Source organism: Brucella pseudintermedia, from assembly GCF_008932435.1.
GTDB classification, from domain to species: Bacteria; Pseudomonadota; Alphaproteobacteria; order Rhizobiales; family Rhizobiaceae; genus Brucella; species Brucella pseudintermedia.
In genome coordinates, this window is the sequence record NZ_WBWE01000007.1 from 20,787 (window position 1) to 46,690 (window position 25,904).

The following is a 25,904-nucleotide window of genomic DNA, read 5'->3' on the forward strand; positions in this document are numbered from 1 at the left end:
TGCCGAGCTCGGTTCGGCGGACTTATTTCTCCACGAAAGCCTTTTCGATGACGTAATGTCCGGCTTCGCTCTGGCTGCCTTCCTTGAAACCGCGCTCTTCAAGTATCTGCCTCGTTTCGGCCAGCATTTCCGGGCTGCCGCAGAGCATCATGCGGTCGTCCTCATGATTGAATTCGGGCAGGCCGACATCGGTGAAAAGCTGGCCCGAACGAATAAGGTCGGTCAGGCGGCCACGATTCTTGTAGGGCTCACGCGTGACCGTCGGATAGTAGATGAGCTGCTTCGTGACCATTTCTCCGAGGAACTCGTCTTGCGGCAGTTCGTTGGAAATGAAATCCGTATAGGCGAGTTCCGCCACCTGACGCACGCCATGAACGAGAATGATCTTCTCGAAGCGTTCATAGGCTTCCAGATCGCGAATGATCGACAGGAACGGCGCGAGGCCGGTGCCGGTCGAGAGCAGCCAGAGATTTTTACCGGGCTTCAGATTGTCATAGAGCAGCGTGCCGACCGGCTTCTTGGAAAGAATGATCTGGTCGCCAACCTTCAGATGCTGGAGCTTGGAGGTCAATGGACCGTTCGGCACCTTGATCGAGAAGAATTCCAGGCCGTCTTCATAAAGGCTCGAGGCGATGGAATAGGCGCGGGTGAGCGGCTTGCCGTTCACTTCCAGGCCCATCATGATGAACTGGCCGCTCTGGAAGCGAAAACCGGGGTCACGCGTCGTGCGGAAGGAAAACAGCGTGTCGGTCCAGTGATGGATGTCGGTGACGGTTTCCTGATTGAAGTTGCTGCTCATTTTCGGAACTGTCTCTGTCTTGCTCCTGCACCGCTTGGGAGGACGGCGCCTACGGATGGTCGGTTGTTTGTCATTGCTGCATTTTGCCCGCAGTCATGCAGCTCCGTGGAGTCTGCATTTCCCGCAGGCAAAACGCTTTGATCGCAATCAATATCAGCGCGTCATGCTGCCTTCAGGGTGGCTTCCGCGAATTCGTAATTGGCCAGCTTGTCGAGGAAATTCGTTACATAGTCAGGCCGACGATTACGGAAATCGAGATAATAGCTATGCTCCCAGACATCAAGTCCTAATAGCGCCTTGCCTTCGCCGGTTGCCAGCGGATTGGAGCCGTTCGGCGTCTTGGTGACCTTGAGCTTGCCATCATCGGCCAGAACCAGCCATGCCCAACCCGAACCGAACTGGCCGACAGCCGCCGCCTTGAAAGCTTCCTTGAACTGGTCGACGCCGCCGAAATCCTCAACGATCTTCTTTTCCAGCGCGCCCGGAAGACGGCCGCCCGTCGCTGAAAGGTTCTGCCAGAAAAGATTGTGGTTCCAGTGCTGGCCGGCATTGTTGAACACAGGCGCAAGATCGGCCTTATCCTTGGCGAGGAGAACGATTTCTTCAAGCGACTTGCCCTTGAGCGCGTCGTTCTTTTCAACAAATCCGTTGAGCGCGGTAACATAGGCTTGATGATGCTTGCCATGGTGCAGTTCAAGCGTTTCGGTGCCCATGCCGACGCCTTCGAGAGCGTGGGTCGCATAGGGGAGCGGAGGCAGGGTGAAGCTCATTTTGGACTCCTTGGTATAGAACTATCTTGATAATACCGGGCGTTTCGCTTAATTTAGCAAGATAATGCTTCTTTAAATCGAAAACAGGCAATATGTCAAGGAATGACTTTCTAAATACAGACGCTTCGGGAGCACGTTCGCCCGCTGAACGTATAATGCTTGCGCTGAAGATGCGCGGCGCACAGACGGCGGCTGCAATCGGCGAGCAGCTCGGAACCACCGGTGAAGCGGTTCGTCAGCAATTGGTGCGCTTGGCGGAAGAAGGTCTGGTCGCCGCGCACTCTGTGTCGCAAGGCGTTGGGCGCCCGTCGCAATTCTGGGACCTGACCGAGGTCGGCAATAAGCGCTTCCCCGATACGCATGCCGATTTGACGGTGCAGCTTCTCCATTCCGTTCGCGCCATTTTGGGTGAGGATGCGCTGGATACGCTGATTGCGCATCGGGAGACGGAGACCCGTCGTCAGTATCAGGCGCGCCTGAAAGATCTGTCGCTGGGCGAGCGGGTGGAACAGCTGGCCGCAATCCGCTCGGCGGAAGGTTATATGGCCGATGCGGAGCGGCAAGAGGATGGTTCCTGGCTCTTTATCGAAAACCACTGTCCCATCTGTGCTGCCGCCGACACGTGTCAGGGCTTTTGCCGGGCGGAGCTGCAAGTGTTCAGGGCCGTGCTGGGCCCTGATGTTTCGGTAAACCGCACCGAGCATATTCTGGCGGGCGCGCGGCGCTGCGCCTACGTTATTTCGGCCGCCTGATAATTCTCAGCATCGTGCCGTTTGCGGCTGTCTTGCACTGCGAATGAGAGCGAGTGCCGACACGAATGCAAGGGCTGACAGAACAGCAAAACCGGAGAAAAGCCAGAGTGCGGCATGGGCGGTGCCAGCAAACCCGCCGGGATTGGTAAGCCCCGCCATATTGGCGACCATTCCGGCAAGCGCGGCGCCAAGCGCGGTCGTGAAAAGCTGCACCATGGTCACGGAGGCGGAAGCCAGATTCTGATCCTCCGCGTCGGCACGCTTGAAAATGCGGGTCAGCAAATGCGGCCATGTCAGGCCAACGCCAAAACCGATGACAGCCAGCGCAATACAGATCGGAAGCAGATCGTACCAATGGCCCGCGCTGCCGGCCGGAATGAGGACTGCCAGCGTTACCATGCCAGCCACCCCCATGACCGGGGCGGCGAGGATAACGCGGTCGGTTCGTCCGGCGGCGATCCCAGACGACCCGATAGAGCCGAGTGTCCAGCTGCCGCCCATGATGGCTGCCAGATAGCCCGCGACAAGCGGCGACTGGTTATGCAGCACCTGAAAGAACAGCGGCACGAAGACTTCGGAACTGGTGACTGACGCGCTGAGGAAGGAAAGCGTCAGATAAAGGGCGCCGAGTTTCCGGATGCTGAACGAGCCTTGCGGAAGGATACGTCGGCTGGCTTTCTTTTCCACGGCAGCGAGGAGAAGCAGCAGGACGATGGCAAGCGCAACGCCGCCGGCATTCAATGCCAGTTCCGATGAAATGCTTCCGGCAGAAACGGCAAGGACGGCAGAAGTCAAAAGGACGAGCTGCGGCCATGCCAGCCGGTCATTGCTGGCGGCGGAGCCGGATTCGCGCGGCAGCACCGTCATGGCCATGATGGTGAACGCGGCGATCACAGGCGCCAGCGACCAGAAGGCGGCGCGCCACATGCCAAGTTCGGCAAATACGCCGCCGATGGCTGGGCCGACGAGTGTGGCCACACCCCACATGCCGGAAACGAGACCAATGGCGCGCGGCCACAGCGCTTCATCGAAAACGATGCGGATCATGGAATAGGAGAGCGCCAGCATCATGCCGCCGCCAAGGCCTTGTATGGCGCGCCCTGCCAGCATGACGGGCATGGATGGAGCAAGGCCGCAAGTCAGGGTTCCCGCGGCGAAGATAACCGCTGCGATCAGATAGGCGCTACGCGGGCCCGCTTGCGACAGCAGCCGCGGCACGAGGGCTGAACCAAGGATCGATGCAGTCACGAACAGCGCCGTGTTCCACGCATAATAATCCATGCCGCCAATGTCGGCGACGACCGTTGGCAGAATGGTGGTGGCGATGAACACGTTGATGGCATGAAGCGCCACGCCGCCAACCAGCGTCAGCGATACGATGGCGTTTCTGCCTGCGAACAGGTCTCCCCAACCGGCGGTCGGCTTGTGATCCTGCATTTTATTTTCCTTTGACTGTCAATGTGCGGGCGGGGTCCCAAAGAGCTCGCCCCGAGCATGGAAATGATGGCTACGCCCGAGTCAATAATTTGTCAAGCAAATGCTTGGTTAATTAAATTGATGATGCTCCGAAAACGGTAGCAAGCTGTCTTGTCGTCGGGAAGCCCTGTGTCCGGGCAAAGACTTTCAATGAAACCGACAGGCAAGCAGGAGCGCGAGCGAAGGGGTTCAATTCCACCCAAAAAGCTCTATATGAAGCTCATCCGCTGAAGGCGGGGCAGTAATCCGCGATAGCTTGCGGGAAATTTTTTCCCGATAAGGCTGTGGCGGATTTGTGTTTCTGTCACAAGCTTCCTATAAGCCTTCGAATAATTCGGGAAACTACTTGTGTTTTCCTCAACTCGGCACACCAGCTCTGCTGGTCAGGCCAGATTTCCCCATCGGACGACCCGGAACTGCCATGATCCAGACGCCTTATTACCTGATCGACAAGACCAAGCTGAAGCGCAACATGGAAAAGGTTGCCTATGTGCGCGAGAAATCCGGCGCCAAGGCGCTGTTGGCGCTAAAATGCTTCGCCACCTGGTCCGTATTCGATCTGATGAGCGAATATATGGACGGCACGACATCGTCCTCGCTCAACGAAGTGCGTCTTGGTCATGAAAGATTCGGCGGGGAAACCCATGCCTATAGCGTGGCCTATGCCGATAACGAAATTGATGAAGTGATCAGCCATGCCGACAAGATCATCTTCAATTCAATAGGTCAGCTTGAGCGCTTTGCCGACAAGGCAGCGCATATCAAGCGCGGTCTGCGCCTCAATCCGGGCGTGTCGTCATCAAGCTTCGATCTTGCCGATCCGGCCCGTCCGTTCAGCCGCCTTGGCGAATGGGATGTGTCGAAGGTCGAAAAGGTCATGGACCGCGTGACCGGCTTCATGATTCATAACAATTGCGAAAATTCCGATTTCGGTCTTTTTGACAGGATGCTGACCGATATCGAGGCAAAGTTTGGCTCGCTGCTTCATCGCGTCGAATGGGTCAGCCTTGGCGGCGGCATTCACTTCACCGGCGATGATTATCCGGTCGATGAGTTTTGCGCGCGCCTCAAGGCATTCTCGGAAAAATTCGGCGTACAGGTCTATCTGGAGCCGGGCGAAGCCTCCATCACCAAGACCACCACGCTGGAAGTGACCGTGCTCGATACGCTGTTCAATGGCAAGAATCTTGCCATCGTCGACAGCTCGATCGAGGCCCATATGCTTGATCTGCTGATCTATCGCGAAAAGGCGAAGATGGCGCCGAACAATGGCGAGCACAGCTATATGGTTTGCGGCAAGTCCTGTCTTGCCGGTGATATTTTCGGCGAGTTCACTTTCGACAAGCCGCTCTCCATCGGCGACCGTCTCTCATTTGAGGATGCGGCCGGTTATACCATGGTCAAGAAGAACTGGTTCAATGGCGTGAAAATGCCAGCCATTGCCGTGCGTGAGCTCGACGGTACGGTCAAAATTGTCCGCGAATTCGATTATGCGGATTTTGAAGGGTCGCTTTCTTAAAGATCCTGTTGCGGTATCAGGCCGCAACGAACCCACGTGTTCCGAGTGAGAAGGCAATCGGGACGTTTAACAGATGGCGGGTAACCGCTGGAAGAGGAAGCATCGACAGAAAATGAAGAAGAACGTTCTCATTATCGGCGCCGGGGGCGTGGCACAGGTTGTTGCACATAAATGTGCGCAAAACTCTGACATATTGGGCGATATCCATATTGCGTCCCGCACGGTTGAGAAATGCCGCAAGATTATCGATAGCGTGCATGAAAAGAAGAGCCTCAAGACCGAGGTGAAGCTGGAAGCGCATGCGCTGGACGCAATGGATATTGAGGCCACCAAGGCTCTGATCCGCAAGACGGGCGTTCAGATCGTCATCAATGTCGGCTCGGCCTTCCTCAATATGTCGGTTCTTCGCGCCTGTATCGATACGGGCGTGGCCTATATGGACACCGCGATCCATGAAGACCCGAAGAAGATCTGCGAGACCCCGCCATGGTATGGCAATTACGAATGGAAGCACCTGAAGGAATGTGAAGAGAAGGGCATCACCGCCATTCTCGGCATCGGCTTCGATCCCGGTGTGGTCAATGCCTATGCCCGCCTTGCTGCCGACGATTATCTGGATGAAGTCAAATCCATCGACATCGTCGACATCAATGCCGGTTCGCATGGCCGCTGGTTCTCGACCAATTTCGACCCGGAAATCAATTTCCGTGAATTCACGGGCACGGTTTATTCCTGGCAGAACGGTGCTTGGCAGTCGAACAAGATGTTTGAAGTCGGCAAGACCTTCGACCTGCCGGTGGTTGGCCCCAGCAAGGCCTACATGACCGGCCATGACGAAGTGCACTCACTCTCCAAGAACTATCCGAACGCGGATGTCCGCTTCTGGATGGGCTTTGGCGATCACTATATCAATGTCTTCACGGTGCTGAAGAATCTCGGCCTTCTGTCCGAACAGCCAGTCAAGACCGCGGAAGGGCTGGAAGTCGTGCCGCTCAAGGTGGTCAAGGCTGTTCTGCCCGATCCGGCATCGCTTGCGCCCGACTATACGGGCAAGACCTGCATTGGCGATTTCGTCAAGGGCACCAAGGACGGCAAGGAGAAGGAAGTCTTCATCTACAACGTTGCCGACCACAAGGACGCTTACAACGAAGTGGGTTCGCAGGGCATTTCCTACACCGCTGGCGTTCCGCCGGTTGCGGCTGCGATCCTCATCGCCTCGGGTGAGTGGGACGTGGAGAAGATGGTCAATGTGGAAGAGCTGAATCCGAAGCCTTTCCTCCACATCCTCAACCAGATCGGCCTGCCATCCCGCATCAAGGATGAGAACGGCGACCGCGCACTGGACTTTGCGTAAACGCCTTTTGAATGATTAAAGAAAACCCTGCTTCGGCGGGGTTTTTTATTGCGCATTGCTTTGGCTGTACTCCGCCGCCTCCGCACCTCAGGGTGAGGGGTGTGGCGCTCGATAAAGAGGTCAGAAGAGCGGCGGCAAGAAGGTGCGCAGGGTGATTGAGATTCTGGTGATGACGAGTCGAAAATGGTGTTTTTCGAGAACCGGAGCGGAATGCACTTTGGGTACATGAGCACCGGAAGCGAAGAGAAGCGCCATTTGCAGGCCGTGAGCGCCTGAATATCAATTGCCCCGGGGCCAGGTGTCCGACAGTCGATAACCTCCCGGAAACGGGTCGCTCGGATCGAGCATAAGCTGCGACGTGCCGGTCACCCATGCGCGGCCGGAAATGATCGGGCTGATGGCAGGCTTGCCGCCGACTTCGATCACCTTGTCGAGCTTGCAGTGGAATTCGGTGCCAAGCACGGATTTGCCGATATAGCGTTCGCCCGCCTTCATCTGGCCCTTGGCGTGCAGCACGGCCATGCGCGCTGAGCAGCCGGTGCCCGTTGGCGAACGGTCCAGCTTGGCCGGGCGAATGGCAACGGTGTTCACGCCCGTCAGCACATCGCCTTCACGCGTCACCGGTTCGGTGATCTGACAAAAGGAAATGTGGTTCCAGTCTTTTTCAGGATGACGGAAGCCCACTTGTTCGTTGGCGGCCTTGGTGATCTTCACGCCGATTTCGGCAAGCTCCCGCGCCTGATCCGGCTCGATCTTCATGCCGATGGTCGCTGCATCCACAATGACGAAACTATCGCCGCCATAGGCCGTATCGACCGTGATCGTGCCGATCCCTTCGACTTCCAGCGCCGCATCCAGCCGGTCGGCGAAGGAGGGAACATTCCGCACGCTGATGCGCTCCGCCTTGCCGTTGCGGCATTCGGCTTCCACTTCGATGACGCCGCCCGGCGCTTCCAGCACCATATGGGTTACCGGTTCCTGCATCGGGATGATGCCGCTATCCAGAAGCACGGTCGAAACGCAGATCGAGTTCGAACCGGACATCGGTGGCGTATCCGCAGGTTCCATGATGATGAAGCCCATCTGCGCGCGCGGATCTTTCGGTGGCACCAGCAGGTTGACGTGGCGGAACACGCCGCCGCGCGGCTCATTCAGCACGAAATTGCGCAAGGTTTCGTCGCTCGCGATGAAGCGCGACTGCTCCCATATCGTTGCGCCGGGAGGCGGGGCGACCCCACCAACGATGACGTCGCCGACTTCCCCCTCCGCATGACAGCCGACGATATGGATGACCTTGGTGCTGCGCATGATGCCTCCTGCAATTCACGTAAATATTCCTATCGGCCAGGGCGCAGGCGTCAATCAGTTATCGGACGGAAAGTTGCGCTTTCACGCCATGATGAGAAATTCGTTTCTCATCCGACGGGGACGTGAAAAATCCGTTTCGGGACGTGTTGCTTCTTTGAACGAGTCTGCTATCCATGTTGCTCTAATTTTGTGCAAATCGATGCGCAGCCCGCTTGGCTCCGGATCAGTTTCTGGAACATACACAACGTTCCCAATAGAAATTGAGCAACCCGAAAAGTTGGGGCGAAGTCGCTCTTGCAGCGACAAACGCCCTTAGCCGGCATGGGACGGTCGATGATCGTATTTCCGCGCCTCTTCTCAGATTGACATGGTCTCTGATGTTCCGGGGCGTGGCCTCAATCAAATTGGAACATCCGGCGGATTGACGGCCCCGGATGCTTCGGGGAGCGGACTATGGACAGGACAAACAATGCGGGCTTTGAGCAGCCCCATGAAACCGGCATGCAACGCTGGGGCAGGGAGATGGCTGCGGCGCTGACGCTTGGCTGGCCGCTGATCTTCACCAATCTTTCGCAGGCAGCACTAACGGCAACCGATGTCATCTTCATCGGCCGTCTCGGAGCGGACACGCTCGCCTCGGCTTTGCTCGCGACGAGCTTTTATCACACACTGATGATCTTCTCGATGGGGCTGGTCTCGGCGGTGATGCCGATGATCGCCATCGCGCTTGGAAAGAACCGCCATTCTGTGCGCGATGTGCGCCGCACTGTTCGTCAGGGTTTCTGGACCGCGATCATGATCGCAATTCCTGTCTGGGTCGTGCTCTGGCACTGCGAGGAGATTTTCCTTTTCCTGGGCCAGCGGCCTGATATTGCCGCCCGCTCGACCGATTTCATGCACACGCTGCAATGGGCGCTGTTGCCTTATCTGGGTTATATCGTCCTGCGATCCTTCTTCGCAGCGATGGAAAAGCCCATGTGGACCCTGCTGGTGGCCGCGCTTGCCATCGGTTTCAACGCGCTTGCCGGATGGACGCTCATTTTCGGCCATTTCGGCTTTCCGAGCATGGAACTGCACGGCGCCGGTATCGCCACTACCCTGTCGAGCACAATGATGTTCCTCGGTCTCGCGGTGATTACGCTGTGGCATCGCCGTTTTCGCCGCTATCACCTGTTCGGGCGATTTTGGCGTCCGGACTGGCCGCGCTTGCTTGAACTGTGGCGGATCGGCATTCCAATGGCGCTGACTTTCGTGTTTGAAACCTCCATCTTTTATGCCGCCGTGGTCATGATGGGCCGCATCGGACCGACGGCAATGGCGGCTCACGCCGTGGCGATCCAAATAGCATCGCTCAGTTTCATGGTCCCGCTTGGTTTCGGACAGGTTGCAACAGTGCGCGTGGGCCGTGCTTATGGTGCTGGCCAGCCCAGAGCCATTGCCTATGCGGGGTGGAGCGCCTACGCACTCGGCGTTGGCTTCATGGCGGTGATGGGGCTCTTGATGGTCCTTATTCCGCGCTTGTTCATCGGCGTGTTCCTGGATCTGCACGATCCGCAGAATCTGCCGGTGATGGAACTGGCGGTCAGCTTCCTTGCTCTGGCGGCATTGTTCCAGACGGTTGACGGTGCTCAGGCTGTCGCGGCGGGCATGTTGCGTGGTCTGCGCGACACGCGCATACCGATGTATCTTGCCCTGCTCGGCTACTGGGGCGTCGGCCTGCCGCTGGGGGCCTTGCTTGCGTTTAAATTCGACATGGGCGGACAGGGTATCTGGCTGGGCCTCGCGGCGGGACTGGGTATCGTCGCGGTGCTGATGACGCTGCGCTGGCGCAGGCATCTGGCGCATATTTCGGCCCTGCATTCGGCCTGAATAAGAAAGCCATGCGATTTTGTGATCGCATGGCTTTCAGTGTCTGCATCAAAAGCTGCCGCCCCGTGCTGCAAGGCAATCACCGCAACACGGCGCGGAATCCGATACTGATTACTTTGTCAGTGCAGTGATGCGGTCGAGAGCGGCGCCAAAACCCTTCAGCGAAACCTTGAAGGCGACTGCCTGGCTCGGGCTCAATGCCGTCGTAGTGATGTTGATATTGGTTCCGGCCTTGAGGGCCGCGACCTGCTTTGCGTCAAACGCGACCGGCGCCAGGCAGCCTTGCGGCAGGCAGGTGGAGAATGTGAGATTGGGTCCGGCAGCCTCATCGATCTTGAGCGAAGCGCCCTTGGCGAGATCGAGGCCAAACGGCATCAACAATACGCCTTCCACCCTTCCTTCCACATTGCGAAGCTCTGCTGTCAGCACACGCTGGCCGGTCTGGGAACTGCTCTGTTCCTGCCGGATCGCGCAGATGGCGGTATCCTTCTGCGACTGGCACGAAACGGTCCAGTCCTGATAGGTTTCCTGCAACGTGCTCGCTCCTCCCGGAAGGGGTGCCGCGAGCGCCGTTACGCTGGAAATGGCGGCAAAGGTAAATGCGAGGCCGATTGCATGACAGGTTTTCATAAATAAGATCTCTCTAAATTCGCAATATTCATTCTGAATGTTCTACACCTTCTTAGGTAAAAGCATCTTTGAAATCAATGCAATTATTTTATCGGTTTTATTGAGAATATCCGGTAAGTATAATTTAATACATTAGCTCTCCGATCAAAGCAGTGCTCGCCTGTCGGTCTTGTTCATCCGGTTCCGATATGCGCGCGCCTCCCGAAAACGGGAGCCGCTTTCGGGAGGCGCGCATCAAACATCATCACAGCGCCGACCTCATTCAATAAGATCGAAAATGCCCTAACCGGGCCACCGCGCGTTCCATGGTGTTTTGCTTCGGCCAGTTCGCGTGCTAGGGCTTCAATACGACGTTGCTCTTGCCTTTCTTGACCTGATCGATAACGAGCAGTTTTACAGGATCAGAGCCGATATTGGTGCCTTTGTGCCATTGATTGATGGATTCGACGGCGAAGTCTCCGGGTTTGAGTGTAACGGTTTTCCCCGTCACTTCATTGAAAACGCTAAGCGTGCCGGAAAACACATAGGCATATCTGGGATAGATGTGCTTGTGGAGCGGTAGGCTTGCTCCGGGCGCGATTTCGTATTGTGAAACCACGACTTCCACATTGCCTTGCGGAAGGGAAATCTTGCCGCCGCTGAGAGTTTTGTCGGATTTGAAAACAGGGGTCACTGTTGCGGCTTTACCGGAAAGGGGTTCTTTTGCCTGCAGTGGGAAAGAGAGAAGTGTCATTGCCGATGCCGCGCAAACAATCTTGGTAAAACTATTTATCGAGAAAGTCCGGATTGTGGAATTATAACGAGCCATTCTTAAATGTCCTCTGAATTATGAATATAAATAGCGAACCGGAAGCTCACTAATAATTAAGTATATGGAATCTTACAGTGTGAATACTCCCAACTATTCGGGTCTGGAATTGTATTATACATAGCTGATTCTTCTGCCCGAAAACCGTTTCGCACTTGTGGGCATGCGCGTTAAAGTTACCGGCAAAGTTAGAGGCTGGAGGTTGGGACTTGACGCTACGCTATCAGATCGTCGCACTGGCAATTGTGCCGCTTATCGTGGCCATCCTGACGGTCACAGCTTTCATTACCTGGCAGTCGGCCAATCTCGTGCAGAGCAGCATCGCCACCTTTGAGAAGAACATGCTCAAGGCGAAGGAAACGGAGTTGCTGAATCTGACAAATCTCGCTCTCTCCTCCATCCAGAAAATCTACGAGGAGGCCGCGCCTGACGACACGGCCGCTATGGAACGGGTGCGGGCGATCCTGACTTCGCTCGACTACGGCCGTGACGGCTATTTTTTTGTCTATGATTATGATGGCAACAATGTCGTCCATCCGCGACAGACCTTTCGGCCCGGTCGCAACTGGCTCGATCTGGTCGATCCCGATGGGGACCGCGTTATCGCCAACCTGATAGACAAGGCCAAGGAAGGCGGAGGGCTGCACCAGTATAAATGGGAGAAACCGTCAAGCGGCGAGATGGCCGACAAGCTGTCCTTCGCGGTCGGCCTCGATAAATGGAAATGGATGCTCGGTACGGGCGTCTATCTTGACGATGTCTACGCGCAGACTGCGGCCGCAAATGCCGATTTCCGCGCGAACATTCGCACGACCTTCCTTATTGTCAGCCTTATCGCCGTGCCGGCTGTGATGCTCGTCTTCGCGACCTGTATGCTGCTCAACCTGCGTGAGCGACGCATGGCCGATAACAAGCTGAAGGAACTGGCGCAGCGCATCATCGATACGCAGGAAGAAGAACGGGCGCGACTGGCGCGGGAGCTTCATGACGGCATTTCCCAAAATCTCGTCGGCGTCCGCTATGCCATCGACCTTGCGAGCCGTCAGGTGAGGATGGGCAGCGGCGGCGCGCCGCTTGCAATCGAGAAAGCATCGGACGCGCTCAATGGCGCAATCAAGGAAGTGCGGCGGCTTTCGCATGATCTGCGTCCGCGCATTCTCGACGATCTTGGCCTGACGGTCGCACTCAAGGCCCTGTGTGAGCATTTTTCGGAGCGGACCGGCATTGAGACGCGGCTGGAAGCAAGCGGGCTGAGCGAGACGTTGAAGCCGGAGGCAAGCACGGCGCTTTATCGGGTCGTGCAGGAAGCGCTCACCAATGTCGAGCGTCATTCCGGGGCGAGCCGCGTCAACATCCGTCTCTGGGAAGCGGGCGGCAAGGTCACGATGACGGTCGCCGACGATGGCAACGGTTTCACCGCTCGTGATTTGAAGGATCCGCTATCTGGCCTGGGGCTAAGAAATATGCAGGAACGGATGGCACATTTCGGCGGGGTGCTCTTGGTTGAAACCAGCACAGATGGTACGCAACTCACCGCGCGCCTGCCGAAATCGGCAACAGAAAAAACGCGGGAACCGGAAGTCGCATGACGAATGAATGCAAGATTCGCGTATTGCTCGTGGACAATCATCCGCTGGTGCTGGATGGTTTGCGGGCTGTGCTCGAAACCTATGACGATATTGACGTTGCAGGCGCCGCTTCCAATGCGCGGGTCGCCCTTGAACTGGCGCTCACCGTCAATCCCGATGTGGTCCTGATGGATATCAATATGCCGCTCCTCAACGGCATTGATGCCATCGAACTGTTCAAGAAGCAGTTTCCGGGCATCCGTATCCTCATGCTGTCCATGCATGACAGCCGCGAATATATCTCGACCTCGATCATGCGCGGCGCTTCCGGATATGTCTTGAAAGACGTGTCCACGGCAGAAATCGTGGCCGCAATTCATGCGGTCGCGTCGGGCGGGACATATTTCTCTTCCGGTGTTTCGGAAGCACTGCTCGACAGCGGCGAGAGAAAGCCGGAAGGTTTGTCTGTTCGCGAAAACGACGTTTTGGTGCTGGTGGCCGAGGGCGGCAGCAATCGGGAGATTGCAACCAGGCTCGGAATTTCCGAAGCAACCGTCGAAACCCACCGCAAGAACATCAAGAAGAAGCTTGGAATCGCGAGCACAGCCGGGCTTACCCGTTACGCCATCGAAAACCGGTTGCGCCTGTCTTCGCTTTAACCGGCATCGGCCGCGGTTCCTGATTTTGCCTTACCCACTAATGGGTAGTCCTTTGTTTCTTAGAACTTTCGTCCGCTTGCGAGGCGGATTCGCCGGTCTTATCATTCGCTCCAAAACCGCTTGAGGAGGCGGAACAGAAGGGGAGGAGCGATGTCAGTCTTGCTGGCGTTGTCGCGTGCTATCGACGCGGCCAATAATTTCATCGGAAAATCCGTATCGTGGCTGATACTGGTGGCCGTGCTCATCAGCGCCATCAACGCAGTCTCGCGCAAGCTGTTCAACGTCAGTTCAAATGCGTGGCTGGAAGCGCAATGGTATCTGTTCTCGGCGGTCTTCCTGATCGCAGCCGGATATACGCTGCTGCACAGCGAGCATGTGAAGGTCGATCTTCTCTACAGCCGCTATTCACGGCGGACACAGCTTCTGGTCGAAATATTCGGCACCATCTTCTTTCTCCTGCCTTTCTGCCTCATTACGATCTATCTCTCCTGGCCTATCGTGGAAGCCAAGATCGCCAGCGGTGAAAGCTCCAACAATACCGGGGGGCTGGTTCTCTGGCCGGTTTGGGTGCTGATACCGATCGGTTTCGGTCTGCTCACCTTGCAGGGAGTTTCCGAACTCATCAAGCGCATCGCCATTCTTCAAGGCCGCATACCGGACACGGTCGCTCTTGAAGATGCGGAAGCCAAGGCGCTCTGAGGGGGACGGATATGGTTGCTTTTATTGCGGAAAATCTCGCGCCGCTGATGTTCCTGTCGCTCGTGGTCGTGCTGCTGCTCGGTTATCCGGTGGCGTTCGCCCTGGCTTTCGTTGGCTTTGCCTTCGGCTTCGTCGGCATCGAAATGGGACTTCTTCCCGTCAACCTGTTCGGCGCAATACCGGACCGCATCTTCGGGCAGATGTCGAACGAGACATTGCTCGCCATTCCCTTCTTCACCTTCATGGGATTGATATTGGAGCGAAGCGGCATGGCGGAAGAACTGCTCGATACGATCGGGCAGCTTTTCGGTCCTGTGCGCGGTGGCCTCGCCTTTGCAGTTATCGTTGTTGGCGCGCTTCTTGCCGCCACGACAGGCGTGGTCGCTGCGTCGGTCATTTCGATGGGGCTGATTTCGCTCCCGATCATGCTGCGCTATGGCTATGACCGGAAGATTGCGAGCGGCACGATTGCTGCCTCCGGCACGCTGGCGCAGATCATTCCGCCGAGCCTCGTCCTGATCGTGCTCGCCGACCAGTTGGGCCGTTCAGTCGGCGATATGTACAAGGGGGCGCTGGTCCCCGGACTGCTGCTCGTCGGCTTCTACTGCGCCTTCATCATCGGCATGGCGATCCTGCGGCCCGACTCTGTCCCCGCCTTGCCGCCGCAGGCACGCACGCTGAAAGGCTGGAAGCTGCTGCAGCGCGTGGTGATCTCGCTCGTGCCGCCGCTAGTCCTGATCTTCCTCGTGCTGGGAACGATTTTCATCGGCGTCGCGACGCCGACGGAAGGCGGCGCCATGGGCGCGGTCGGCGCCCTGCTGCTTGCCATCATCAACCGCCGCCTCAACATGCCGATGCTGACTTCGGCGCTTTACGCCACGGCGAAGCTGTCCTCCTTCGTCATCTTCATTCTGCTTGGCGCTCGCGTGTTTTCGCTCACCTTTTATGGCGTCAACGGTCACGTCTGGGTCGAGCACCTGATGACATCGATCCCCGGCGGTGAAGTCGGCTTCCTGATCGTCGCCAATATTCTGGTGTTCTTCCTGGCCTTCTTCCTCGATTATTTCGAGCTGGCTTTCATCATCATCCCGCTGCTGGCACCGGTGGCCGATAGTCTCGGCATCGATCTGGTCTGGTTCGGCGTCATGCTGGCGGTCAATATGCAGACATCGTTCATGCATCCGCCATTCGGCTTCTCGCTTTTCTATCTGCGTTCGGTCGCGCCATCCCGGCCTTACAAGGACAAGGTGACCGGTGCCACTATCCAGCCGGTGACGTCCGGGCAGATCTACATGGGGTCGATCCCGTTCCTGATAATCCAGCTGGTCATGGTCGGCATCATCATCACATTCCCGGGCATTGTGACCCATTACAAGAGCGGCCATCCGCAGGCCGATCCGGCTTCCATCCAGATCAATGTGCCAATGCCGGAATTGGGGCCGAATGCTGGCGGCGGCAACCCATTCGGCGCGGCTCCGGCACCTTTTGGAGCGCCAGCGCCATCCAACGAGCCTTTGCCGGCACCGTCGTTCGGCTCGCCGCAGCCGAGCTTCGGGCAGGATAAGGATCAACAGCAAAAACCTGCGCAATGAGGGGAAAACGAGCATTACGCAGGCCGTAATAAAACCGAAACAATCTCAGGAGGAGAGACATGAAACAGGATTTGAACCGCCGCACATTTCTGACAAAAGGTGCCGCAATCGGCGCCGCTGCCGCGACAAGCGGAGCAGCGCTTGCAACCCCTGCAATTGCGCAGGAATTGCCGACACTGCGCTGGCGCCTGACTTCGGGCTTCCCGAACAATCTGGATACCATCTATGGCGGCGCGGTCTTCATGGCCAACGCCGTATCGAAGATGACCGAGGGCAAGTTCCAGATTCAGGTCTTTCAGGCGGGCGAAATCGTGCCGGGCCCGCAGGCCATCGACGCGGTTCAGGCCAATACGGTGGAAATGGCGCACACATGCGGCTATTATTTCACCGGCAAGAACCCGACCTTCGCCATCGGCACAGCGATTCCTTTCGGCATGAATACGCGCCTGCAGAATGCGTGGCTTTATCATGGCGGCGGCAACGAGCTCTATAACCAGTTCCTATCAGATTACGGCATCGTCGGCATTGTCGGCGGCAACACCGCTGCACAGATGGGCGGCTGGTATCGCAAGGAAATCAAGAGCCTCGCGGACCTCAAGGGCTTGAAGATGCGTATTGCGGGTGTGGCTGGCGAGGTCATGTCGCGTCTTGGGGTCGTCCCGCAGCAGCTTCCGGGCGGCGACATCTATCCATCGCTGGAGCGTGGCACGATCGATGCGGCTGAGTGGGTCGGTCCTTACGACGATGAAAAACTCGGCTTCTATCAGATCGCACCGTATTACTATTATCCGGCCTTCTGGGAAGGCGGCGCTTCGGTGCATTTCTTCATCAACAAGCAACAGTATGAAAGCCTGCCAGAAGCCTATAAGGTGGCGCTGAACACGGCAGCTGAAGCCGCTACCCAGAATATGATCGCGCTTTATGATGTGAAGAACACAGCCGCAATCCGTTCGCTGGTGTCGAAGGGCGTGAAGCTCCAGCCGCTGCCGCGCGACGTGCTTGACGCCGCCTATAAGGTCGCTTTCGAACTTTACGCGGAGTACAACGAGAAAAATCCGGCCTGGGCAAAAATCTATCCGTCCTGGAAAAAATTCCGCGACGAGGGCTTCGAATGGTTCCGCGTCGCTGAATATACCTATGACAGCTATGTCTACGCCCAACAGGCGGCAGGCAAGTAGTCACCGGCGAGCGCCGATCTGGTCCAGCCGGATCGAAAACGCGCTCAAGATGCGAAACGCTTGCTGACGGGGCCTTCGGGCCCCGTTTTGTTTCTGATAAGTGCCATAGAGCATTTTCCAAGCCAAAAATGTGAAACGCATGCGCGGGGACATCAGTTCACTGGACTGATTTCCCCGCCCGCTTCGATGCGTTCAGAAAATGCGGAAAAGTTGTTATCACTAAAATACTAATAAGTTTAATTGAGATATAACTTATGTATAGTTTATTGTTACTAAGTAAAGATGTTTATAATTAGTGCTATAATTGACACATATGCTTTCATTGTAGGTATTCTTTTGAAATTGGAATTGATTTGTTTTATTGATTCATTCAATCAGGTCTCGTCTGAATATTTCTGGAGGCAATGAAAAATGAAGATCAAGAGCGTATTGTTCGGCTCGGTCGCAGCGCTGGCTGCAACCACCGGGGCATATGCTGCGGATGCTGTTGTAGCGCCCGAGCCTGAGTCCGTTGAATATGTTCGCGTTTGCGACGCCTATGGTGCGGGATATTTCTACATTCCGGGCACCGAGACCTGCATGCGCATTTCCGGCTATGTTCGTTACGACCTGAAGGGCGGGAACGATGTATACGGTCGCGGCTTTGTTGATGGTAACGGAAAGGTCGATACCCGCCGTGATACCTGGGATAACAAGGCTCGCTTCACGCTGGACCTGTCGACCGCTTCGGAAACCGAACTGGGCACCTTGAAGACCTTTGCCGAAACCCGTTACGAATGGGGTAATGGCGTGGAGGGTTCATCCGGTTCGCTGCGCTATGCTTATATCCAACTGGGTGGCTTGCGTGTCGGTCTCGATGAATCGGCCTTCGTGACCTTTCCGGGCTATCTCGGCAATGTCCTCAACGATGACGTGATCCTTGCTGGCGGCTATCGCACGGGCCTCATCAGCTATACGTTCACGGCTGGCAACGGCTTCTCTGCCATCCTGTCGCTCGAACAGGGCAACAATGAGGATACGGACAGCAAATACGGTTATGATGGCGTCATCAAGGACTATGCGCCTCATGTTGTCGGCGGGCTGAAGTATGAAGGCGGCTGGGGCAAGATCGCTGGCGTCGCCGCCTATGATGCACGCAACGAAAAGTGGGCTGGCAAGGTTCGCGCCGACGTGAACATTACGGACCGTTTCTCGGTCTGGGCGATGGGCGGCTACAAGTCCAACAAGGATGAATACATCACGCAGACCGATAGCAATGGCAATGTGATTGGTTCCGTTCGTGCGATCAGCAGCTTCTACGGCACCTGGGGCGGCGATTGGGCGGTCTGGGGCGGCGCGGCATTCAAGGCAACCGACAAGGCGACCTTCAATGCACAGGCAGCTTATGATGGCAGCAAGACTTTCGCAGCTACTGCCAACGTAGCTTATGAAATGGTCCCGGGATTCACGGTTACGCCTGAAGTTTCCTATACCAAGTGGCAGGATGACAGGTCCTACCTCAAGGGTACGGACGCGTGGCAAGGCATGGTTCGCTTCCAGCGTACGTTCTAGAGCATTGCCAGCAAAAGTGTGAAACGGTTTTGCGTTGGAAAATGCGAACAAAGCAAAAATAGAGCATTTCCCGCAAAGTGCGAAGGGAGACCGGTTTACGGCCTCTCCTTCCACCTAAGAGGAAATTGATCCATTGACAGTGTGACGGATGTAATTGGTCAACGTATTATTGGTTCAATATTCTGAAAAATTAAACGAATATTGTTTGGGCGTCGTGCGTATATGAGTGATCGATGCATTGATGTAAAAAAATTGTAATTTGAATTTTTGTATTCTGGGCCTATGTTTAAAAAACCATTCGACAACGTAGAAGGACTGCGTTGTTCTCAAATCTGATCTCCAGTCGGAAGAATGGTACGGCGAGCTTCGGCTCGCCGTTTTTGTTCCCGGCGCATTGTCGCGCGAGAAATGGAAAAGGCCGGACTGTTCCGGCCTTGGTTTGCGTCCGGAAATGCGGAAAAACAAATAGTTAGAGCGGTTCCGAGGATTCCGCTAAAACAGGAACCGCTCTATCGTGAGAGCGTCATGTGCCGGTTGACGTCCTTGTAAAGCAGGTAGCGGAACTTGCCCGGACCGCCCGCGTAACAGGCCTGCGGGCAGAAAGCGCGCAGCCACATGAAGTCGCCGGCTTCCACTTCCACCCAGTCCTGATTGAGCCGATAGACCGCCTTGCCTTCCAGCACGTAAAGCCCGTGCTCCATGACATGGGTTTCGGCAAAAGGAATGACGCCGCCCGGCTCGAATGTGACGATGGTTACATGCATGTCGTGGCGCAGATCGTTGGGGTCGACAAAGCGCGTCGTCGCCCATGCGCCATTGGTATCCGGCATGGGGTTAGGCGCGATATCCTTTTCGTTGAGGAAGAGCGGTTCCGGAACGTCGAGACCGTCGACATATTCATAAGCCTTGCGCACCCAATGGAAACGGGCCGTCGCCGCGCCGTTGTTGCGCAAGGTCCAGCCGCTCTTCGGCGGCAGATAGGCGTAGCCGCCTTCGGTCAGCGTGTGGGTCTTGCCGGCAACCGTTACCGAAACCTCGCCTTCCACCACGAACAGAACGCCTTCCGCACCCTGATCCAGTTCGGCGCGGTCGCTGCCGCCGCCCGGCTGCACTTCCATGATGTATTGCGAGAAGGTCTCGGCAAAGCCGGAAAGGGGCCGCGCGATTACCCAGAGCCGCGTCTTGTCCCAGAAGGGCAGGAAACTGGTCACAATATCGCTGAATGTGCCCTTGGGAATGATCGCATAGGCTTCGGTGAACATGGCACGATCGGTGAGGAGCTGGGTTTGCGGCGGCAGCCCGCCCGTCGGCGCGTAATAGCTGCGGTTGTTCTTGTCGTTGCCCATGTGGGGAATTCCTTGTGTGAGATGCTGGATTCGCGGTGCGTCAAAGACCAGCCATGAAATCGTAGAATGAAACGCCCGGAAACGAGCCTTCCGGGCGGATGGGATCAGTAGAGCGCTTCCGGCAGAATATCCTTGAGGCGCAGCAGGGCGATGCGCTCCACCTGGGCGCAGGCCGTTTCAAATTCCGTGTCTCGGTCATTGGAAACGCGGCGCTGGAAAGTATCGAGGATTTCCTTCTTGTTGCGTCCCCTTACAGCGATAATGAAGGGAAAGCCGAATTTCGCGGTATAGGCATCGTTCAGTTCGGTGAAGGCCTGCTTTTCCGCATCGGTCAGCGCGTCGAGACCGGCTCCGGCCTGCTCGGCGGTGGATTCCGCGGTCAGGCGTTTAGCCTGCGCCAGCTTGCCCGCAAGGTCGGGATGCGCTTTCAGCACGGCCAGCCGTTCCTCCGGCGTAGCGGCGCGGAACACCTTGGTCATGGCCGCGGCGAGACCCGAGGCGGTATCTTCCTCACGGGTAAAGCCCGCATCGTAGGCACGTTCCGCTATCCAGGGCGAATGCTCGAAAATGCTTCCATAACGCGCGACGAATTCGTCTTTGCCAGCCTTCGACGGCACGACACCGGCAGTGACCGGCTTATAGTTTTCATGCCAGTGACGGGCGATGTCGACGCGCCTTGCGACCCATACCTTGTCGTGGCTCTGCACGTAATCGAGGAAGCGTTCCAGCGCAGCTGCACGGCCTGGACGTCCGACAAGGCGGCAATGCAGGCCGATGGACATCATCTTCGGCGCGCCTTCCGCGCCTTCGCGGTAAAGCACGTCGAACGTGTCTTTCAGATAGGTGAAGAACTGGTCGCCGGAGTTGAAGCCCTGCGGCGTTGCAAAACGCATGTCATTGGCGTCCAGCGTATAGGGCACGATCAGATGCGGGCCTTTCGGCCCCTGAACCCAGTAAGGCAGTTCGTCGGCATAGGAATCGGCGGAATAGAGGAAACCGCCTTCTTCCATAACGAGCTTCAGCGTGTTGTCGGAAGGCTTGCCCTGATAGATGCCGAGCGGACGCGAGCCGGTGAGTTCGGTGTGAAGGCGAACGGCTTCGCGGATATGTTCGCGCTCGATCTCTTCGGGAACGTCCTTATATTCCCACCAGCGCAAGCCGTGGCTGGCGATTTCCCAGTCGGCTTCCTTCATGGCTGTGACGGCTTCCGGATTGCGCGCCATGGCAAGCGTTACGCCATAGACGGTAACGGGCATGTTGCGGCGCGTAAAGGCGCGCCACAGGCGCCAGAAGCCGGAGCGTGCGCCATATTCATAGATGGATTCCATATTGAGGTTGCGCTGGCCCTGCCAGGCCTGAGCCCCGACAATCTCCGAAAGCAGGCATTCGGACGCCGGATCGCCGTCAAGGACGCAGCATTCGCCGCCTTCCTCGTAATTGAGGACGAACTGCACTGCGATGTTCGCCCCTCCCGGCCAGCGCGGATCTGGCGTGTTGCGTCCATAGCCGACGAGATTGCGCGGATATTTCATTGCGGGTCTTCCCTCGTATTCGTTCATTTTATCCATGATAATAAAGATTTATCGCTATTATTCCCCTCCAAAAATTTGAAAGACATCCAACGATAACCATCTTTCGCAATGCGCAGGATCGCGAAATACTGAATGCTGGGAACATGGTGTGGTTGCGGCCCCACAGCAGGTAGCAATGTCGGGCCCGAAATAACCACCGGAAATCAAAAGCTTGTAGGGACTCCAGTCCGGGTGACTGGGAGAGTCGAAGAGCTGCAGGAGTGCAAATGGGTCAGGAAAAGAGCGGTAATGGCCGGTTGACGACGCATGTCCTCGATACGGTAAGCGGCAAGCCGGCAGCAAATCTGCGCATCGAATTGCGCCGCATCCAGAATCAGCAGGCCGAGCCGATCCGGGAAATTCGCACCAATGACGATGGCCGCTGCAATGAGCCGCTGCTGTCAGGCGAGAACCTGCGGACGGGTACTTACGAACTTCTGTTTCACGTCGGCGAATATTTCGGCAAGCCCGAAGAGGCCGTGCCATTCCTCGATGTCGTGCCTTTGCGCTTTGGCATTTCCGATGAAAAGGCGCATTATCATGTACCGCTTCTGGTTTCGCCCTTTTCCTATTCCACCTATCGCGGGAGTTAAGCGCCATGAATCAGTCTGTGCATCAGTCTGTGCGACACACCATCCGCTTTCTTCTGAACGATGAAAAGATCGAACTCGACCGTGTTTCCCCGACCGAAACGCTGCTGGATTATCTGCGCCTGTCCGCCAAGCTGCGCGGCACCAAGGAAGGCTGCGGCGAAGGCGACTGCGGCGCTTGCACGGTGCTGGTCGGCAAGATTTCCGGCGGCAAGCTCGTTTATGAAAGCGTCAATGCCTGCATTCGCTTCATGGGCTCGCTCGATGGCTGCCATGTCGTGACCATCGAGCATCTGCGCGGCAGCGACGGCGGCCTGCATCCGGTGCAAAAGGCCATGATCGAGTTCCATGGCTCGCAATGCGGCTTCTGCACGCCGGGCTTCGTCATGTCGCTTTATGCTTTGTGGATGCGCGAACCGAAGCCTGCCAACGCGCAGATTGAAAAGGCATTGCAAGGCAATCTGTGCCGCTGCACCGGCTATGAGGCGATCATGCGCGCCGCCCGCGCCATTTCCGACTATGGCACGACCATGGAAGACCCGCTCGCAGTGGAGCGCGCCCATGTTCTTGAACAATTGACGGCGATGCGCGACGGCGTGCGGGTGGAAGTGGGTGAAGGCAAGGATCGCCTGATCGTGCCCGCCGATCTCGACGATTTCGCGACCGTTCTGGCGGCCGAACCAAAGGCGACCATCGTTGCAGGTTCGACCGATGTGGGTCTGTGGGTCACCAAGATGATGCGCGACATTTCCCCGGTCGTCTTCATCGGCCATCTGGAGGAATTGCGTTCCATCCGCGAGGAGAACGGCGTTGTTTCCATCGGCGCAGGCGTGACCTACACGGAAGCGTTCGGCTTTCTTGCAAAGCGCATCCCCCAGCTTGGGAGCCTCATCAATCGCATCGGCGGCGAGCAGGTGCGCAATATGGGCACCATCGGCGGCAATATCGCCAATGGTTCGCCAATCGGCGACACACCGCCGCCCCTGATCGCGCTCAATGCTACGCTCACCCTGCGCAAAGGGGCTGAGCGCCGCACTATACCGCTGGAAGAGTTCTTCATTGCCTATGGCAAGCAAGACCGCCAGCCGGGCGAATTTGTCGAGGCCGTGCACGTGCCAGTTCCTGCCGTAGGCAGCCATTTTGCCATTTACAAGGTGTCGAAGCGCTTCGAGGAAGACATTACGGCGACGCTGGGTAGCTTCCATCTGACGCTCGACGCGGCGGGAAATGTGGCGTCCATTCGCATCGCCTATGGCGGCATGGCGGCAACGCCGAAGCGGGCAAACGCGGTGGAAGCAGCACTGATGGGCAAGCCCTGGACCGAAGCCACGGTAGAAGCGGCGCTGGAAGCCTATGCGCAAGATTATACGCCCTTGAGCGATATGCGTGCGACAGCGGATTACCGGCTGCTCGCGGCACGCAATCTGTTGCGGCGTTTCTTCGCCGAAACGGAAGGCAGTTACACGCCGCTGCGCGCGGCTGAAATCGCCGCGGCGTGAGGAGGCAATCATGAACAAGCATCCTGCAAGCGAACTGAAAGCCGCCCGTATTGTCGGCGGTGTCGCCACCGATCAGAAGCACGATTCCGCGCACAAGCATGTGACGGGAACAGCTGTCTATATTGACGATATTCCGGAACCGGAAGGCACGCTGCATATCGGTCTCGGATTTTCTTCCGTTGCGCATGGTTCCTTCAAGTCGATTGATCTGTCGGCAGTCCGCGCCGCGCCCGGCGTGGTTGACGTGCTGACCTACAAGGATGTGCCCGGAGAGAACGACGTTTCGCCCTCGGGCATGCATGACGATCCGATCTTTGCCGTCGACAGGGTAGAGTTTCACGGTCAGCCCATCTTTGCGGTGATCGCCAAAACCCGCGATCAGGCACGCCGCGCCGCGCGTCTGGCGAAGATCGAATATGAGGAAACGCCGGGCATCTATTCCATCGATGCGCTGGACGGCCTGAAGGACAGGCTCGTCACCACGCCGCTGACGCTGAAGCGCGGCGACGCACGTGCGGCGATCGATGCGGCGCCGCATCGCATCAAGAACCGCATGTATCTCGGCGGGCAGGATCACTTCTATCTGGAGGGCCAGGTTTCGCTGGCCGTTCCCGGCGAGGACGAGGACGTCACCGTCTATTGTTCCACGCAGGGACCGACCGAGACCCAGCATCTGGTAGCGCACGCGCTTGGCGTTCCGAGCCATTCCGTGACGGTGGAAGTGCGCCGCATGGGCGGCGGCTTCGGCGGCAAGGAAACGCAGGCCAACCAGTGGGCGGCGATTGCGGCGATTGCTGCCAAGAAGCACAAGCGCGCCATGAAGATCAGGCTCGACCGCGATGAGGACATGACCTCGACCGGCAAACGCCACGGCTTCGTGATCGACTATGAAGTCGGCTTCGACGATGAAGGCAATATTCTGGGCGTCGATTATCTGTTTGCCCTGAATGCCGGTTTTTCCGCCGATCTGTCGGGACCGGTCGGCGACCGCGCCTTGTTCCACTGCGACAATGCCTATTTCTTCCCGGCGGTTCATGCGCAGTCGGCGCCGCTTTATACCAATACCGTGTCGAACACGGCGTTTCGCGGCTTCGGCGGCCCGCAGGGCATGGTCGGCGCGGAACGCGTGATTGATGAAGTGGCGTTCGCTGTGGGCAAGGACCCGCTCGAAATCCGCAAGCGCAATTTCTACGACGAGATGGGGAAGGATGGCACGCGCAACGTCACGCCCTATCACCAGAAGGTCGAGGATTGCATCATCCAGCGCATCGTTGCGGAACTGGAGGAAAGCGCGGATTACGCAATGCGCCGCGAGGCGATCCGCGAATTCAACGAGAAAAGCCGCTATGTGAAACGCGGCATCGCACTGACCCCGGTGAAATTCGGCATTTCCTTCACCAAGACGGAATCCAATCAGGCCGGCGCTCTTGTGCATGTCTATAATGACGGCTCGGTGCATATGAACCATGGCGGCACGGAAATGGGGCAGGGGCTCCATATGAAGGTGGCGCAGGTCGTGGCCGAGGAATTCCAGATCGACATCGACCGGGTGAAGATCACCGCGACCACCACTGCCAAGGTACCCAACACGGCGCCGACGGCGGCTTCTTCCGGTGCCGATTTGAACGGCATGGCGGCGCAGGACGCCGCCCGCCAGATCAAGAAGCGCCTCATCCATTGTGCGGCCCAGCAATATCAGGTGCCGGAAGACCAGATCGTCTTTCTTCCGAACCGCGTTCGTGTCGGCAATCAGGAAATCAGCTTCAACGACCTTGTGAAGCAGGCCTTTATCGGCCGCGTGCAGCTTTCGGCGGCAGGCCACTACAAGACGCCGAAAATCCATTGGGACCGGGCCAAAGGCCGGGGCCACGCCTTCTATTACTATGCTTACGGGGCGGCCTGTTCCGAAGTTTCCGTAGACACTCTGACTGGCGAATATATGGTGGAGCGCACCGATATTCTGCATGATACCGGGCGTTCCCTGAACCGCGCCATCGATATCGGTCAGGTTGAAGGCGGCTTCGTGCAGGGCATGGGCTGGCTGACGACTGAGGAACTTGTGTGGGACGACAAGGGGCGGCTTCGCACCCATGCGCCTTCCACCTACAAGATCCCGCTGGCTTCCGACCGGCCCAAGATCTTCAATGTCGCGCTGACCGACTGGTCGGAAGCCTATGAGCCGACGATTCATCGCTCCAAGGCCGTCGGCGAGCCGCCGCTGCCGCTGGGCCTGTCGGTGCTGCATGCTCTGGCCGATGCGGTCGCCAGCGTTGCCGATCACAAGGTCTGCCCGCGTCTTGATGCGCCTGCGACGCCGGAACGCGTGCTGATGGCCATCGAACGGCTCCGCAAGCAAAAGGGCTAGG

21 protein-coding genes are annotated in these 25,904 nt (G+C 57.3%); 13 read left to right on the plus strand and 8 right to left on the minus strand.

Annotated features, from left to right (window positions below; translation table 11 throughout):
- Positions 1 to 22: 22 nt before the first annotated feature.
- The gene (locus F9K78_RS10485) at positions 23 to 799 is read right to left on the minus strand and encodes a ferredoxin--NADP reductase (RefSeq protein ID WP_121985622.1); all 777 of its coding nucleotides are present in this window, start codon (positions 797 to 799) and stop codon (positions 23 to 25) included.
- 161 nt (positions 800 to 960) lie between these two features.
- Entirely contained in the window at positions 961 to 1,569 is a 609-nt protein-coding gene (locus F9K78_RS10490) for a superoxide dismutase (protein WP_121982936.1), read from the minus strand.
- A 155-nt stretch (positions 1,570 to 1,724) separates the two neighbouring features.
- Between F9K78_RS10490 and F9K78_RS10495 the strand changes: the two genes are divergently transcribed.
- Complete coding sequence (locus F9K78_RS10495; protein WP_121985621.1) at positions 1,725 to 2,321, plus strand: helix-turn-helix transcriptional regulator; 597 nt, start codon at positions 1,725 to 1,727, stop codon at positions 2,319 to 2,321.
- 6 nt (positions 2,322 to 2,327) lie between these two features.
- On the opposite strand, the gene F9K78_RS10500 is transcribed toward F9K78_RS10495, so the two are convergent.
- Positions 2,328 to 3,758, minus strand: coding sequence for an MFS transporter (locus tag F9K78_RS10500; RefSeq protein WP_121985620.1), 1,431 nt, complete (start codon positions 3,756 to 3,758; stop codon positions 2,328 to 2,330).
- Positions 3,759 to 4,218: 460 nt separating this feature from the next.
- Between F9K78_RS10500 and nspC the strand changes: the two genes are divergently transcribed.
- Together nspC and F9K78_RS10510 are read left to right on the plus strand one after the other, a co-directional pair.
- A complete protein-coding gene (nspC, locus tag F9K78_RS10505; RefSeq protein ID WP_121985619.1) occupies positions 4,219 to 5,316 on the plus strand; it encodes a carboxynorspermidine decarboxylase in 1,098 nt (365 codons plus the stop codon).
- A gap of 112 nt (positions 5,317 to 5,428) precedes the next feature.
- Positions 5,429 to 6,670 carry a saccharopine dehydrogenase family protein gene (locus tag F9K78_RS10510; protein ID WP_121985618.1) on the plus strand — a complete coding sequence of 414 codons (1,242 nt, stop codon included), beginning with the start codon at positions 5,429 to 5,431 and terminating at the stop codon, positions 6,668 to 6,670.
- Between the two features lie 279 nt (positions 6,671 to 6,949).
- On the opposite strand, the gene F9K78_RS10515 is transcribed toward F9K78_RS10510, so the two are convergent.
- Complete coding sequence (locus F9K78_RS10515) at positions 6,950 to 7,978, minus strand: trans-3-hydroxy-L-proline dehydratase (protein ID WP_121985617.1); 1,029 nt, start codon at positions 7,976 to 7,978, stop codon at positions 6,950 to 6,952.
- A gap of 453 nt (positions 7,979 to 8,431) precedes the next feature.
- Between F9K78_RS10515 and F9K78_RS10525 the strand changes: the two genes are divergently transcribed.
- The gene (locus tag F9K78_RS10525; RefSeq protein WP_121985616.1) at positions 8,432 to 9,847 is read left to right on the plus strand and encodes an MATE family efflux transporter; all 1,416 of its coding nucleotides are present in this window, start codon (positions 8,432 to 8,434) and stop codon (positions 9,845 to 9,847) included.
- 111 nt (positions 9,848 to 9,958) lie between these two features.
- Here F9K78_RS10525 and F9K78_RS10530 read toward each other — a convergent pair whose 3' ends face one another.
- Positions 9,959 to 10,477, minus strand: coding sequence for an invasion associated locus B family protein (locus tag F9K78_RS10530; protein WP_121985615.1), 519 nt, complete (start codon positions 10,475 to 10,477; stop codon positions 9,959 to 9,961).
- Positions 10,478 to 10,811: 334 nt separating this feature from the next.
- Positions 10,812 to 11,285, minus strand: a complete 474-nt coding sequence (locus tag F9K78_RS10535) for a cupin domain-containing protein (RefSeq protein ID WP_235925409.1) — start codon at positions 11,283 to 11,285, stop codon at positions 10,812 to 10,814.
- A 209-nt stretch (positions 11,286 to 11,494) separates the two neighbouring features.
- Between F9K78_RS10535 and mctS the strand changes: the two genes are divergently transcribed.
- The 6 genes from mctS to F9K78_RS10565 all read left to right on the plus strand — a co-directional run bounded on the left by mctS (position 11,495) and on the right by F9K78_RS10565 (position 18,532).
- On the plus strand, positions 11,495 to 12,874 hold the full coding sequence (gene mctS / locus F9K78_RS10540; protein WP_121985613.1) for a two-component system sensor histidine kinase MctS: 1,380 nt from the start codon (positions 11,495 to 11,497) through the stop codon (positions 12,872 to 12,874).
- Entirely contained in the window at positions 12,871 to 13,512 is a 642-nt protein-coding gene (gene mctR, locus F9K78_RS10545) for a two-component system response regulator MctR (protein WP_121985612.1), read from the plus strand. Before mctS ends, mctR begins: the two co-directional genes overlap by 4 nt.
- A 150-nt stretch (positions 13,513 to 13,662) precedes the next feature.
- Entirely contained in the window at positions 13,663 to 14,211 is a 549-nt protein-coding gene (locus F9K78_RS10550) for a TRAP transporter small permease subunit (protein WP_121982948.1), read from the plus strand.
- An 11-nt stretch (positions 14,212 to 14,222) separates the two neighbouring features.
- Positions 14,223 to 15,803: a TRAP transporter large permease gene (locus F9K78_RS10555; RefSeq protein WP_121982949.1), complete on the plus strand. Its 1,581-nt coding sequence runs from the start codon at positions 14,223 to 14,225 to the stop codon at positions 15,801 to 15,803.
- Between the two features lie 59 nt (positions 15,804 to 15,862).
- Positions 15,863 to 16,981, plus strand: coding sequence for a TRAP transporter substrate-binding protein (locus F9K78_RS10560; protein WP_121985611.1), 1,119 nt, complete (start codon positions 15,863 to 15,865; stop codon positions 16,979 to 16,981).
- Positions 16,982 to 17,392: 411 nt separating this feature from the next.
- Positions 17,393 to 18,532, plus strand: coding sequence for a porin (locus F9K78_RS10565; RefSeq protein WP_121985610.1), 1,140 nt, complete (start codon positions 17,393 to 17,395; stop codon positions 18,530 to 18,532).
- A 509-nt stretch (positions 18,533 to 19,041) separates the two neighbouring features.
- On the opposite strand, the gene F9K78_RS10570 is transcribed toward F9K78_RS10565, so the two are convergent.
- Both F9K78_RS10570 and puuE read right to left on the minus strand, forming a co-directional pair.
- Complete coding sequence (locus F9K78_RS10570; RefSeq protein ID WP_121985609.1) at positions 19,042 to 19,878, minus strand: bifunctional allantoicase/(S)-ureidoglycine aminohydrolase; 837 nt, start codon at positions 19,876 to 19,878, stop codon at positions 19,042 to 19,044.
- A 104-nt stretch (positions 19,879 to 19,982) separates the two neighbouring features.
- A complete protein-coding gene (puuE, locus tag F9K78_RS10575) occupies positions 19,983 to 21,410 on the minus strand; it encodes an allantoinase PuuE (protein WP_121985608.1) in 1,428 nt (475 codons plus the stop codon).
- Positions 21,411 to 21,676: 266 nt separating this feature from the next.
- Here puuE and uraH point away from each other — a divergent pair, with 266 nt between their 5' ends.
- Genes uraH through xdhB form a run of 3 tightly spaced genes read left to right on the plus strand, consistent with a single transcriptional unit; the run spans position 21,677 to position 25,903 of the window.
- Entirely contained in the window at positions 21,677 to 22,042 is a 366-nt protein-coding gene (gene uraH, locus F9K78_RS10580; protein ID WP_121980641.1) for a hydroxyisourate hydrolase, read from the plus strand.
- 17 nt (positions 22,043 to 22,059) lie between these two features.
- The gene (xdhA, locus tag F9K78_RS10585; protein ID WP_186443302.1) at positions 22,060 to 23,538 is read left to right on the plus strand and encodes a xanthine dehydrogenase small subunit; all 1,479 of its coding nucleotides are present in this window, start codon (positions 22,060 to 22,062) and stop codon (positions 23,536 to 23,538) included.
- 10 nt (positions 23,539 to 23,548) lie between these two features.
- On the plus strand, positions 23,549 to 25,903 hold the full coding sequence (xdhB, locus tag F9K78_RS10590; RefSeq protein ID WP_151682177.1) for a xanthine dehydrogenase molybdopterin binding subunit: 2,355 nt from the start codon (positions 23,549 to 23,551) through the stop codon (positions 25,901 to 25,903).
- The last annotated feature ends 1 nt before the right edge of the window (position 25,904 follow it).